Here is a 12,399-nt window from a genome sequence, read left to right on the forward strand (position 1 = left end):
GGCCGGTGGGTCGTCAGCCCTCCTCGTGCGGCGGGATCGCCGCCGTCGCCTCGAGCGGGTCCATGCCCGAGACGGCCAGCAGGTCGGCCACGATGGAGCGCACCTGCGCGAGGATCACCTCCGCGGACAGGTCGCTGCTCCGCGGCGCGTGGGCGGAGGCCTCACCCAGGGCCAGCAGGCCGGGCCGGGCCGCCGACGCGAGGCGACCGGCGCGCAGCTCGTCGGCCACCAGCTCGGCACAGTCGGCCAGCTCGCGCACCAGGCCGGCGTACTCGGGTGGCACGGGCTCGTGGCGGTAGGCCGCCACGGCCACCCGACGGGCCAGCACCCGGGTGTTGCGGAGCGCGAAGTCGAGCGGCTCGACCAGCTCGGCCATCAGCCGCACGCTGCCGCGGTGGCGCACCCGGAACGGTGACGAGGCGACCACCGACAGTCCCTCGTCGGCCGCCGCCCGCAGCTCGACCACGAGTCCGTCGGTGCTGCGCGCGTCCCGGAGCGAGTCGAGCGCCCGGTCCACGTCACCGTCCTCGACCGACGCGGCCGCGCACCGGAGCAGGTCGGCGACCTTCTCGACCACCCGGGCCGCCTGCTCGCGCGGGCGACGCAGTGGCGCCCGCGGCACCACGGTCGCCGCGACCAGGGCGATGGCCCCACCGACGAGGGCGTCGGTCCATCGGACGAAGGCAGCACCCGGGTCGGGCACCAACGCCGCGACCACGATGGACTGCACGGCCGCCTGGGTCACGAAGATCGCGCCCGCGTCGAGGAGCAGCGCGGTGGTCATCGCCAGCGCCACGATCAGCGCCAGCTGCCAGGCTCCCGAGCCCAGCAGGTGCGTGAGCAGGTCGCCCGCGAGGACACCCAGGGCGACCCCGGCGGTGACCTCCGCGACCCGCCGCAGCCGTTGGCCGTAGGACGTCCCGAGGCTGACCACCGCGGCGATCGGCGCGAAGAACGGCGTCGGGTGCCCGAGCAGGTCGGCGGCCACCAGCCAGGCCACGCCGGCCGCGAGCGCGCACTGGCCGACCTGCCAGCGCTTGTCGCGCAGCCGGTCGAGGCGTCCCCGGAGAGAGGTCCGGCCGCGTGAGAAGGCCAGGTCGAGTGTCGCTGCTGTCACTCCGCCAGCGTATTGACCATCGACGCGCTCCCGGCCACGAGACCACCCCGGTGACGAGGAGTGGCGCGCAGCGCCCGTCGCGCCAGCGGTACGACGACCAGGCAGCCGAGCGCGAGCAGGAGCATCAGCGCCCGGGCGCCCCACCAGCTCGACACCGCCGGAGCGACCAGGGCGCCCACGAGGGCGGCCAGCACCATCGCGCTGTCCGCGACCCCGAGCACTCCTGCCCGGCGGTCGTCGGGCACCGCCCGCTGCAGCAGCTCGGTGGCGGCGGCCTCCACGGCCACGGCCGCGGCTCCCACGAGCACCAGCGGGCCGACCGCCCACGTCAGCCCGGGCGCGAGGCCGGCCGCGAGCAGTCCGGCGGTCACCAGCAGCAGCCCGCGCCGGAGCCGGGCGCCCAGAGGTCCGCCGCCTCGTGCCAGGAGCGGGCCGCCGAGGGCTCCGAAGCCGAGGGCCCCCGTCGCGACGCCGTAGGCGGTCGCGTCGTTCCACCCCCACGGAGCGTCGACCCACTGCGCCTCGGCCAGGTGGATCAGCGAGACGCCGGTGGCGGCCACGACCAGGTTGACCACGACCAGCAGCGCCAGCGCCAGCCGGGTGCCCCCACCGCGGGCGGGGACCTGGCCGCCCTCCGGCTCGCGCGGCCAGGGGACCGGGCCGGTCGGCACCGGTCGCGGCTGCCGGATGCCGGCGTACAACCCCCAGGCCGCGAGGCTGGACGCGACCGCAAGCGGCCCCACGAGCCCGGGTGCCGCGAGCAGCAGCCCGCCCAGGGCCGGCCCGACAACGAACGAGGCCACCTCGATGGTCACGAGCAGATCCGTCGCGCGGGTCGAGCCGGCGCCCGCGAGCCGCGGCATGCCGGCCGCCAGGGCGGGGTAGGCCGGGGTGGCCACGGCCACCGTCACGGTCGCGAGCAGCACCGCCACCACGACGGCGTCCATCGCGGTGGCGACCGTGACGCCGAGCAGCAGCGCGCAGCGCAGCACCAGGGTCGCGCGCACCAGCCGGTCGCGGCTCAGCCGGTCGGCCAGCCGGGGGACCCACCAGGACAGGGCGACGTAGGGAGCCATCCGCGCCGCGGCGGTCACGCCGAGCCACAGGTCGCTGTGCGTCGAGCGCCAGACCAGCAGCATCAGCAGCGGCCACGGCAGAGACATCGCGGCGCTCGCCAGCGCGTGGCTGGCCAGCACGCGACGCACGCTCGGGCTGGTCACCGGGCCCGGCCTGGCTGCGGCGCCAGCCGGGTGGCCAACGGCGGGAAGCCGTTGAAGCCCACCGTCGAGTAGCACGTCGTGTAGGCACCGGCGGCACGCAGCCGGACCTGGTCGCCCTCACGCAGGTCCCGCGGCAGCATCGCCGGGGTGCGCTCGTAGAGCACGTCCGCGCTGTCGCAGGTCGGTCCGGCCAGCACGCAGGGCACCAGCGGGCCGCCACGGTCGGTCTCGAGCCGGTAGCGGATGGCCTCGTCGAGCGTCTCCACCAGACCGGTGAAGACCCCGGCGTCGAGGAAGACCCACCGGCGGCCTCCGCGCCGGGCCAGACCGATGACCGAGGCCACGAGCGTGCCGGCGTCGCCGACGACCCCGCGGCCGGGTTCGACCAGCGTGGCGGGACGGCGGCCGGGGAAGTGGGAGCCGAGCGCCGCCTCGATGGCGGCGCCGTAGGCCGCGGGTCGCGGGGTCACCTGGTCGGGGCCGCCGTCGAGGTCGGCGGGGAAGCCGCCTCCGAGGTCGAGCAGCCAGGGGTCGAGCCCCCGCTGTCGGGCGGCCGCGAAGATCCTCGCCGCCTGCGCGATGGGAGCGTCCCAGGCCGCGGGGTCGCGCTGTTGCGAGCCGACGTGGAACGACACCCCGGCGGCGCCGAGACCGAGCCGGCGTGCGCTCGCGAGCAGCGACACCGCGTCGGCGGGGTCGCAGCCGTACTTGCGCGACAGCGACCAGTCCGACCCGTGACCCGAGGTGGCGATCCGGATGAGCACCTGCGCACCGGGGACCGCGGCGGCCAGCCTGGTCAGCTGTCCCTCGCCGTCGGCGACGAAGAGCCGGACGCCGAGCGCGCCGGCCTCGACCAGGTCGTGGCGGCTGGTCACCGGGTTGGAGTAGACCAGGTCCGCGGTGTCGGCCCCGGCCGCCAGGCAGGCAGCGACCTCGGCCGGGCTCGCCACGTCGAAGGCCGATCCGGCGGCCACCAACCGGGCGAGCAGGGTGGGCTCGGGGTTGGCCTTGACCGCGTAGTGGATGCGGGTCCCGGGCAGCGCGGCGGCCAGGTCGGCGTACCTGCGCAGCGCGAGGGCCACGTCGAGCACGAGGTACGGCGTCCGCGGCGGCGCGCCCGGGGCGTGTGTCGCGGGGTCCTCCGGTGCAGGGAGCAGGACCGCCATCGGGCTCTCCTCGTCGTCAGCACGCGACGAACCCGCGTGATGTCGGGAAGGAGGGCCCCGCTCCGGTCAGATACCTCGGGTCCGGTCGGCCCGACGGTGGGTGGTCAGGCGGCGTCCACGTCCAGGATGGTGACCCCTTCCGGGCGGTACTTCACCAGGGCGCAGTTCTCCTTCAGCAGCTCCTCGCCGACGGTGTCGCCGGTGCGTCTGTCGAGACAGGTGCGCCAGATCTGGTTGGCGCGGAACACCTGCCCCCGGTGCCGGTAGAACCGCTCGTGGCGCGCCGCCACCCGGTAGGACGTCGCGAGGGGCCGGTCGGCCAGCAGCCGTCCGCGCAGGTGCCGGTCGCCGACCTCGACGCGGAGCTGGAAGGTGACGTCGGTGTCGTTGCGCACCATCAGGTCGACGTAGTTGTAGACGATCGAGCAGCCGACGCCCCAGGGCAGCACCCGGCCCTTGTCCGGGAACGGGTCGAACGAGTGCTCCGACCGTTCCACGACGGTCAGCGGGGAGTGCAGGACCATCCAGTGCAGCAGGTTGGCCAGCTGGCAGATCCCGCCCCCGACGCCCGCGCGGGCGTTGCCGTTGGACAGCCGCATCCCCTCGACGTAGCCCTTTCGTCGGGTGCAGTTGCCGACCACCCGGTTGAAGGAGAACGTCTCGCCGGGTCGGATCAGCAGTCCGTCGACGCGGGCGGAGGCGAGCCGCAGGTTGGTGACCTTGCCGTGCTGGAGCACCATCTCGTCCGCCGACAGCTCGCGCCTCAGCAGCGAGCCGTGCTTCTTGACGCGCACGGGCAGGTCGACCTCGCTGTGGGTGAGCGCCCAGGGGGTGCCCGAGGTGATCCAGCGGAGCCGGCGCCTTGCACGGTGGAACCGGACGGCGACGGGATAGAGCCAGGGCATCCGCTCCGACAGGCGCGGACGCGCGGTCACCCGGGTGGGCAGCCGTGGCGGGGTGTCGTGCAGGTCGCCGGAGGCGGACCCGGGGTGCGATGTCATGCGGCCTCCTGGTGGTCTCCCGGTTGGGACGCGAACCGGCCGGGTTTCGTTGCGGCGCGTGGGGCGACCGCGAGCAAGGGCGGCCGATTTCGGTGGGTCGCCGGAGGTCTGGCAGAATGACCCGCTGAGTCCTGCGCCCTCCGGCCCCTCTCACCCGGTGGCGCAGCGTCCCACGAGGACCGGCACCGGTGCCCCACCTGGCCGCAGCGTCCTCACCCACCACCAGTCATGAGGAGACACCACAGACGTGGCCGTCAAGATCCGTTTGAAGCGCCTGGGCAAGGTCCGGGTGCCGCAGTACCGCATCGTCGTCGTCGACTCGCGCAAGAAGCGCGACGGCAAGGTCATCGAGGAGATCGGCAAGTACCACCCGAAGGAGGACCCGTCCTACATCGACGTCGTGTCCGACCGGGCGCAGTACTGGCTGGGCGTCGGCGCGCAGCCGACCGAGGCCGTCGAGAAGATCCTCAGGCTGACCGGCGACTGGCAGACGTTCAAGGGCCTGCCGGGCCAGGAGGGCACCCTCAAGGTCAAGGCGCCCGGCCGCTCGAAGGTCGACATCTTCAACGACGCCCTCAAGGACGCCGACGGGGAGCCCAAGGCCGAGGCCGTGACCAAGAAGGCCAAGGCCGCCCCGGCCGCGGAGGAGCCGAAGGCCGAGGAGCCGGCCGCCGAGGCGCCCGCCGACGAGCCGGTCGCTGAGGCTGCCGAGGAGGCCGCGCCGGTGCCCGCCGACGAGTCCCCCGAGGGCGCCGCCGAGGCGGCCGAGGAGGCCGCCGACGCCGAGGACGGCAAGCCCGCCGAGGCGGAGGCCTGAGCGCGGTGCTGATCGACGCGCTCGAGCACCTCGTCCGCGGCATCGTCGCGCACCCCGACGACGTCAGCGTGCGCGAGAAGCGGCTGCGTCGCGGCACCCTGCTCGAGGTGCGGGTCAACCCCGACGACCTCGGCAAGGTGATCGGCCGCGGTGGCCGCACCGCCACCGCGTTCCGCACCGTGATCTCGGCGCTGGCCGGCCGCAACGGCGCTCGCATCGACTTCGTCGACGTCGACCGCCGCTGACCCGGCACGAACCCCTCGAACCGGGCGTCACCCTCACGGGTGGCGCCCGGTTCGGCGTTCCCGGCCCGGATCTCTACCCTGAGCGGGTGGAGTCACCGGGAAGCAGCGACCGCGAGGTCATCGACGTGGTCGTGGGCCGGATCGGCAAGCCGCACGGCGTCCGCGGCGAGGTCACCGTCGACGTGCGCACCGACGAGCCCGAGCGGCGGTACGCCGACGGGGCGGCGTTGGCCGTCGAGGACCCGCGCGGCTCCGCCTTCCCGCACCCGACGCTCACCGTCACCCGCACCCGCTGGCACCAGGGGGTGCTGCTGGCGACCTTCGCCGAGCTGACCGACCGCACCGCCGCCGAGGCCGCCAGGGGAGTGCTGCTGCACGCCGAGATCCCGGCCGACGCGACTCCCGAGGACCCCGAGGAGTTCTACGACCACCAGCTGGTCGGCCTCGCGGCCCACGACCTCGACGGCACCCGTCTCGGCGAGGTGACGGCCGTGGTCCACGGGGCCGCCCAGGACCTGCTCACGGTGCGCACCGTCGACGGGCGCGACGCGCTGGTGCCCTTCGTCGCGGCGCTGGTGCCCGAGGTCGACCTGGCCGGCGGCCGGGTGGTCATCGCTGACCGGCCCGGCCTGGTGGCCCCCGCCGCCGAGGACGGCTGAGGCGATGCGGCTCGACATCGTCACCATCTTCCCGGGCTACCTCGCGCCCCTGGAGCTGTCGCTGCCGGGCAAGGCCCGGGAGAGCGGGCTGCTGGAGGTCCACGTGCACGACCTGCGCCAGTGGACCCACGACCGGCACCGCACCGTCGACGACACGCCCGCGGGCGGCGGCGCCGGCATGGTGATGCGCCCCGAGCCGTGGGGCGAGGCCTTCGACGCACTGGCCATCGAGGACGCCACCGTGGTGGTCCCCTCGCCGGCGGGGGAGCCGTTCACGCAGGCGCTGGCCCGCGACCTGGCCACCCGGGAGCGCCTGGTGTTCGCCTGTGGGCGCTACGAAGGCATCGACCAGCGGGTCGTCGACCACGCCGCGTCCCGCACCGAGGTGCGTGAGATCTCGCTCGGCGACTATGTCCTCAACGGCGGCGAGGTGGCCGCGCTGGCCATCGCGGAGGCGGTGGTGCGGCTGTTGCCGGGCTTCATGGGCAACGCCGAGTCGCTGGCCGAGGAGTCGCACGAGGAGGGCCTCCTCGAGGCGCCGGCCTACACCAAGCCGCCGTCGTGGCGGGGCCTCGACGTGCCCGACGTGCTGCGCAGCGGCGACCACGCGGCCATCGCCGCCTGGCGCCACGACGCGGCCCTGCGGCGCACGGCGGCGCGCCGCCCCGACCTGGTGGCTGCCAGCCAGGTGCCGGGGACGTGGTCGATCGAGCCGGCGGTCCGGGCCGACGCCGGGGAGCTGCTGACGCTGCAGCTGGCCTGCTGGGTCGAGGAGGCGCTGGTCAACGACGACCTCGCGATCCCCGCGCTGCACGAGGGGCTGCCCGAGGTGCAGGCGTCGCTCGAGGCATGGGACGTCTACGTCGTCCGGGTCGCCGGCCGGCTGGTGGGGTCGGTGCGGGCTCGCCTCGACGACCGGGAGTGGGACATCGGCCGGCTGATGGTCGCTCCCGACCTGCGCGGCCGCGGGCTGGGTCGCGCGCTGCTCGACCACATCATGGCCGTCGCGCCGCCCCAGGCCACGTCGTACCGTCTGTTCACGGGCAAGCAGAGCGAGGCCAACCTCCGCCGCTACAAGCGTGCCGGGTTCTCGGTCCGCGAGGTGCTCGACGGGCGGTCCGGGCCGGTCGTGCTCTGGCGGCCCCGGCGCTGAGCGTCGGCCCCGACCGGCGAGTGCAGCGCCCGCGGTGTCACGATTTCGCCACGCCCCACCGTTCTGGCAGAATTCGTCCTTGGCCCACACCGGCCGAAGGGCGGCCCCGGTTGCACCCGGGGAGCCCGCGTCCCACTCCTGCCACAGGGGGAGGCGGCGCCGCCGGCCACCGGGTGGAGGCCACCCGACGAACCACCGATTCCGCGGCTGACCTGTGGCACTCGCGAGGAGCAGACATGAGCAACGCCGTCACCGAGATCGGCCTGGCCGCCCTCCGCACCGACCTGCCCGACTTCCGCGCCGGCGACACCGTCAAGGTGCACGTCAAGGTCGTCGAGGGCAACCGGTCGCGCGTCCAGGTCTTCCAGGGCGTGGTGATCCGCCTGCAGGGCTCCGGCGTGGGCCGCACCTTCACCGTGCGCAAGGTGTCCTTCGGCGTCGGCGTGGAGCGGACCTTCCCGCTGCACTCCCCGATCTTCGAGTCCATCGAGGTCGTCACCCGCGGTGACGTCCGTCGCGCGAAGCTCTACTACCTCCGCAACCTGCGGGGCAAGGCCGCGAAGATCAAGGAGCGCCGCGAGGCCTGAGCCGGCGGCGACCAGCCCACGGATATCCTCACCCCGTGACTCCCGAGCCCGGCACGGTGGCCGACGACGCTGCCAAGCCCCAGGACGCCACCGACGGCCGTGACGCCGAGCGCAAGCAGCTGCCGCTGTGGCAGGAGACGATCCTGTTGCTCGGGATCGCGCTGGTGCTCGCCGTCGTCATCAAGGCCTTCTTCGTGCAGGCCTTCTACATCCCGTCGGAGTCGATGGAGCCGGGCCTGCAGATCAACGACCGGATCCTGGTCGAGAAGGTCTCCTACTGGGGCGGCGGTGGTCCGCAGCGCGGTGACATCGTGGTCTTCAAGGACCCCGGCGGCTGGCTGAGCGCCGACGAGTCGGCCGGGCCGACCAACCCCGTGGCCCAGGTGATGGCCAAGATCGGGCTCTACCCCCAGGGCGGCCACCTGGTGAAGCGGGTGATCGGCGTCGAGGGCGACACCATCCACTGCTGCGACGACCAGGGCCGTCTCGAGGTCAACGGCCAGCCGCTCGACGAGCAGGACTACGCCCGCATCCGCAACCCCAACGGCACGCCACGCAAGACCTGCGCCGGGCCGATGACCCGCACCTGCGACTGGACGGCCGGACCCGTGCCGGCGGGCCACATCTTCGTGATGGGCGACAACCGCTGGCACTCTGCCGACTCCACGGTCCATCTGTGCGGCAAGGACGAGACCGACTGCGTGCCCGGGCACGAGTACGTCTCCACCGACCTGGTCGTCGGCAAGGTCTTCGTGCTGCTCTGGCCGCGCCAGCACTTCACCTGGATCCACCGGCCCGACACGTTCGCGGACGTCCCCGACGCCGGCTGAGGTGGACCGGTGAGTGCGCTGCCGCGGGGTCTCACGGTCCGCCGCGACGCCGGCCTCTACGGCTACGAGCGCGCACTGCGCCGCGCGGGGATCGAGCCGATCGCGGGCGTGGACGAGGCCGGGCGCGGCGCGTGCGCCGGCCCTCTGGTCGCCGGAGCAGCGATCCTCCCGCCCGGCAAGGCGGGGATCGTCCCCGGACTGGCCGACTCCAAGCTGCTGACCGAGCGGGCCCGCGAGCGGGCCTACGACCAGATCGTGCGTCGGGCACTGGCCTGGTCGGTGGTCGTCCTCGAGCCCGAGGAGTGCGACCGGCTGGGCATGCACGTCGCCAACGTGGAGGCGCTGCGCCGCGCGGTGGCCCTGCTCGACCTGCGGCCCGCCTACGTGCTCACCGACGGCTTCCCGGTCGACGGCTTCGACGTGCCCGGGCTGGCGATCTGGAAGGGCGACCGGGTGGCCGCGTGCATCGCCGCGGCGTCGGTGCTCGCCAAGGTCACCCGCGACCGGATCATGACCGACCTCGACGCCGACTGGCCGGCGTACGACTTCAAGACGCACAAGGGCTACGTCACCGAGGTGCACAACGAGGCGCTCGGCCGGCACGGGCCCTCGCCGGTGCACCGGATGCGGTTCGTCAACGTCCGGCGGGCCGCGGGGCTGGAGCCGCCCGAGCCGGGGCACAATGAGCAGGCCGAGGCGACCGCCCCGTCGCCGGCGGACCTGGTGGCGAGCGAGGAGTGCGGATGAGCGCGGAGGATCTCGAGAAGTACGAGACCGAGATGGAGCTGACGCTCTACCGCGAGTACCGCGACGTGGTCTCGATCTTCAAGTACGTCGTCGAGACCGACCGGCGCTTCTACCTCTGCAACCAGGTCGACGTGAAGGCCCGCACGGAGGCCGGCGACGTCTTCTTCGAGGTGTCGATGAGCGACGCCTGGGTCTGGGACATGTACCGCCCCGCGCGGTTCGCCAAGAACGTCAAGGTGCTCACCTTCAAGGACGTCAACGTCGAGGAGCTCAGCCCGGCCGACATCGACCCGTCCAAGGCCTGAGCCTCGCGGGCGACTGCCCGCGGACGGCAGGAGGGGCCGACCCCTCGTCAGGGGCCGGCCCTCGCCGGTGGATCAGGGCGTGGTGGCGCCGGGCTACTTGATCAGCCGGACGGGGTCGCCCTCGATCTTCGCGCTCCAGGTGGTCACGTCGGTCACGCTCGAGGCCGAGCCGAAGTCGACCACGACGCGGAACCAGCAGCCACCGGCGCTGTTGACGTTGCAGTCGTAGTCGTTCGGGATCGGGACCTTGATCGTCTCCGCCTGTCCGTTCCAGCCGCTGCTGCCCGAGACACCGGTGACCTTGCAGTTGGTGAGGGTGCCGGTGTACTGGCCGGAGGCCGTGCAGTTGTTGAGGGACAGCGTGCTCTCGGTCGGCGGGAGGATCTGGATCGACCCGCTACCGGAGGCGGCGTCACCGGCGTCGAAGAACTGGAACACCATGGTCTTGCTCGCCGCGGCCGGCACCACCCGCACCAGGTTGAACGTGCTCACGGACACCGGGGAGTTGGCGAACACCGACATGTGCTCCCAGCCGGCGATCGACAGGGCGCCCGCCTGGGACGAGATCGCCCGCAGGCTGAACATGTTGGTGCCGTTGCCCTGAACGCTGGTGTTGTCGCCGGAGTTGTAGACCGAGGTGCTGCTGTAGCCGCCCTTGCCGTCGGGGCTGGAGGTGCTCAGCGGCACGTTGGTGCGCACCTGCAGGTAGTAGTCACCGGTCGTGGTGGGCGTGAAGGTGCACATCGTGACCCACTGGTGGTACACCCGAGCCAGGTTGATGTTGTAGCTCGACGAGCTCTGCTTCAGCGCGTTGAAGGTCATCTGGCTCGAGCTGTAGCCGGGGTACTGCTTCGCGCACCCCGCCACCGGCGCCGCGTCGGTGGGCACGAACGTGTCGATCGGCGAGCGCAGCCCGAACGACGTCACCGTCGGGACCTCGCTGGAGCCGTAGCGGTTGCCGTTGCTGGTGCTGTCGCCGGCGCAGAAGTCGGTGAGCCCGTCCTTGTAGCGCGTCCCGGCGTCGGTGTTGGTGTAGTCGTTGTAGTAGCTCGTCGACGAGGACGGACCGGTGCCACTCACACCGGTGCAGTTGCTCTCGGCCGGGGCGTAGGCCGGGTCGTAGATCTGCAGCGTGACGGGCGAGCCGACGGCGGCGGCGCCCACGCGGACGACGTAGAAGTAGCCGTTGGGCTCGAACTCGTCGTTCTTCTGGGGGGAGCCGCCGCTGCAGCCGCTCTCGTAGCCCTTGCAGTAGCGCGTCATGATCTGGTCGCCCTGGGTCTTGTAGACCCAAGGACCGTGCACGCTGCCCCAGAACTTCGGGTTGGTCGAGCACTGCGCCCCGCCCGCGGGGACCACGAGCTGGCTGCCGACCGGGCCGTTGAGGTTGGTGCCGGCAGGTTCGTTGCCGAAGGTGTTGCAGGGGCTGCCCATGGGGGCCGGCCCGTTGTAGTCGGCGGTGGCGGAGCGGGTGATGACCGCCCACTTCTTGTTGAACGACGAGGCGAGGCTGTTCTTGATGGTGGTCTTCACGGTCACCACCAGCTGGGTGGGCTTGGGCCCGACGGCAGCCGTGACCGTCGTGCCGCCGCTGTTGGGGTAGCCGTTGCGCGCCGCCACGGCCAGGGCCGTGGACTGCGCGGAGGAGAAGTCGTTGGGCATGTAGGTCACGCCGGCCATGGCGGCGGCGTCGGCGGCCGCCTGGACGCGCTCGATCTCGACGTACCAGCGGGAGACGTCGACCGACATCGCGGAGAGGGGGAGCAGGATCGTTGCTGCCAAGGCCGCGACCAGCATCGCGGCGTAGCCGCGCTCGTCACGCGGCCGTCGGACGAGGTCGCTGAGGCTGAGGCGCCGGAGGCGGTTCACTGGTGGGTCCCGGGCATGCACTGCTCGCTGGGGAGCGGCTCGAAGTTCATCACGGTGCGCTCTTCGATGTCGATGCCGCTGCCGAACAGGCCGGTGATCCAGGGGTGGCGGGCGTGCATGGCGACGCCGACGGCCATCCGGTTGGGGTGGTTGACGCAGGCGTTGATGGTGGTGGAGGTCCAGGTGCCGCCGGCGTAGCGGAACCGGCCGATGCCTTCGTCCCAGACGTACTTCACGCAGTCGGAGTAGCAGGTGATGGAGGTGTTGCCGGTGGGCATCGGGTAGCCGCCGCTGTTGGCGCGGTAGACCAGGATGTAGTCGATCTGGTCCTTGGGCATCGCCGAGCCGGCGCGCTGGATGGCGTCGGCGGCGGCCTGGGCCAGCGCGGGGGTGGTGACCGGGGAGCAGGGCGGGGGGTCGGCGGAGGCCTGGCAGACGCCGGGGCCGGCGCCGGCGGAGACCGAGGCGACGCGGCCGCCCACGCGCACGGCGCTGGACACGGCGACGGTGTCGCGCATCAGCAGCGACATCTCGATGATCCCGAGAACGAACAGAAACAGAATCGGCGTCACCAGGGCGGCCTCGACCGCCACGGCTCCCCGTTCGCCACGCCTGCGCGTCCTGAACATGACACACCTTTCCTGCTGACTCGTTCCAGCGGGGACCGTACCCGCGGCACCGAC

Annotated in this window: 14 protein-coding genes and 1 pseudogene; 9 read left to right on the forward strand and 6 right to left on the reverse strand. The window is 73.0% G+C overall.

The window, feature by feature from the left end:
* Positions 1 to 13 precede the first annotated feature (13 nt).
* From R2740_RS05465 to R2740_RS05480, 4 genes are all read right to left on the reverse strand, one after another.
* Entirely contained in the window at positions 14 to 1,117 is a 1,104-nt protein-coding gene (locus tag R2740_RS05465) for an aromatic acid exporter family protein (RefSeq protein WP_371301689.1), read from the reverse strand.
* Positions 1,114 to 2,337, reverse strand: a complete 1,224-nt coding sequence (locus tag R2740_RS05470) for a hypothetical protein (protein ID WP_371301690.1) — start codon at positions 2,335 to 2,337, stop codon at positions 1,114 to 1,116. The genes R2740_RS05465 and R2740_RS05470 overlap by 4 nt, the downstream gene beginning before the upstream one ends.
* The gene (locus R2740_RS05475) at positions 2,334 to 3,503 is read right to left on the reverse strand and encodes a type III PLP-dependent enzyme (protein WP_371301691.1); all 1,170 of its coding nucleotides are present in this window, start codon (positions 3,501 to 3,503) and stop codon (positions 2,334 to 2,336) included. Before R2740_RS05475 ends, R2740_RS05470 begins: the two co-directional genes overlap by 4 nt.
* A gap of 104 nt (positions 3,504 to 3,607) precedes the next feature.
* Positions 3,608 to 4,504, reverse strand: coding sequence for a VanW family protein (locus tag R2740_RS05480; RefSeq protein WP_371301692.1), 897 nt, complete (start codon positions 4,502 to 4,504; stop codon positions 3,608 to 3,610).
* A 247-nt stretch (positions 4,505 to 4,751) separates the two neighbouring features.
* Between R2740_RS05480 and rpsP the strand changes: the two genes are divergently transcribed.
* The 9 genes and pseudogenes from rpsP (at position 4,752) to R2740_RS05525 (ending at position 9,847) form a co-directional block, all read left to right on the forward strand.
* Positions 4,752 to 5,321: a 30S ribosomal protein S16 gene (rpsP, locus tag R2740_RS05485; RefSeq protein WP_371301693.1), complete on the forward strand. Its 570-nt coding sequence runs from the start codon at positions 4,752 to 4,754 to the stop codon at positions 5,319 to 5,321.
* Between the two features lie 5 nt (positions 5,322 to 5,326).
* Positions 5,327 to 5,566, forward strand: a complete 240-nt coding sequence (locus tag R2740_RS05490) for an RNA-binding protein (protein ID WP_371301694.1) — start codon at positions 5,327 to 5,329, stop codon at positions 5,564 to 5,566.
* Between the two features lie 86 nt (positions 5,567 to 5,652).
* Positions 5,653 to 6,225 carry a ribosome maturation factor RimM gene (gene rimM / locus R2740_RS05495; RefSeq protein ID WP_371301696.1) on the forward strand — a complete coding sequence of 191 codons (573 nt, stop codon included), beginning with the start codon at positions 5,653 to 5,655 and terminating at the stop codon, positions 6,223 to 6,225.
* A gap of 4 nt (positions 6,226 to 6,229) precedes the next feature.
* Positions 6,230 to 6,898, forward strand: a pseudogene (trmD, locus tag R2740_RS05500) (tRNA (guanosine(37)-N1)-methyltransferase TrmD); the annotation flags it as partial.
* Positions 6,899 to 7,054: 156 nt separating this feature from the next.
* The gene (locus R2740_RS05505) at positions 7,055 to 7,378 is read left to right on the forward strand and encodes a GNAT family N-acetyltransferase (RefSeq protein WP_371301983.1); all 324 of its coding nucleotides are present in this window, start codon (positions 7,055 to 7,057) and stop codon (positions 7,376 to 7,378) included.
* A 236-nt stretch (positions 7,379 to 7,614) separates the two neighbouring features.
* Positions 7,615 to 7,965, forward strand: coding sequence for a 50S ribosomal protein L19 (rplS, locus tag R2740_RS05510; protein ID WP_371301698.1), 351 nt, complete (start codon positions 7,615 to 7,617; stop codon positions 7,963 to 7,965).
* Between the two features lie 35 nt (positions 7,966 to 8,000).
* Positions 8,001 to 8,795 carry a signal peptidase I gene (gene lepB, locus R2740_RS05515; RefSeq protein ID WP_371301699.1) on the forward strand — a complete coding sequence of 265 codons (795 nt, stop codon included), beginning with the start codon at positions 8,001 to 8,003 and terminating at the stop codon, positions 8,793 to 8,795.
* 9 nt (positions 8,796 to 8,804) lie between these two features.
* On the forward strand, positions 8,805 to 9,542 hold the full coding sequence (locus R2740_RS05520) for a ribonuclease HII (protein WP_371301700.1): 738 nt from the start codon (positions 8,805 to 8,807) through the stop codon (positions 9,540 to 9,542).
* A complete protein-coding gene (locus R2740_RS05525; RefSeq protein WP_371301701.1) occupies positions 9,539 to 9,847 on the forward strand; it encodes a DUF2469 domain-containing protein in 309 nt (102 codons plus the stop codon). Before R2740_RS05520 ends, R2740_RS05525 begins: the two co-directional genes overlap by 4 nt.
* 93 nt (positions 9,848 to 9,940) lie before the next feature.
* Here the strand turns inward: R2740_RS05525 and R2740_RS05530 are convergent, their stop codons facing one another.
* Together R2740_RS05530 and R2740_RS05535 are read right to left on the reverse strand one after the other, a co-directional pair.
* Entirely contained in the window at positions 9,941 to 11,716 is a 1,776-nt protein-coding gene (locus tag R2740_RS05530) for a pilus assembly protein TadG-related protein (RefSeq protein ID WP_371301702.1), read from the reverse strand.
* Positions 11,713 to 12,309: a TadE/TadG family type IV pilus assembly protein gene (locus R2740_RS05535; protein WP_371301703.1), complete on the reverse strand. Its 597-nt coding sequence runs from the start codon at positions 12,307 to 12,309 to the stop codon at positions 11,713 to 11,715. Before R2740_RS05535 ends, R2740_RS05530 begins: the two co-directional genes overlap by 4 nt.
* Between the last annotated feature and the right edge of the window lie 90 nt (positions 12,310 to 12,399).

The sequence above is a fragment of the Nocardioides sp. genome, from assembly GCF_041393715.1.
In the GTDB taxonomy this organism is placed as follows: Bacteria; Actinomycetota; Actinomycetes; order Propionibacteriales; family Nocardioidaceae; genus Nocardioides.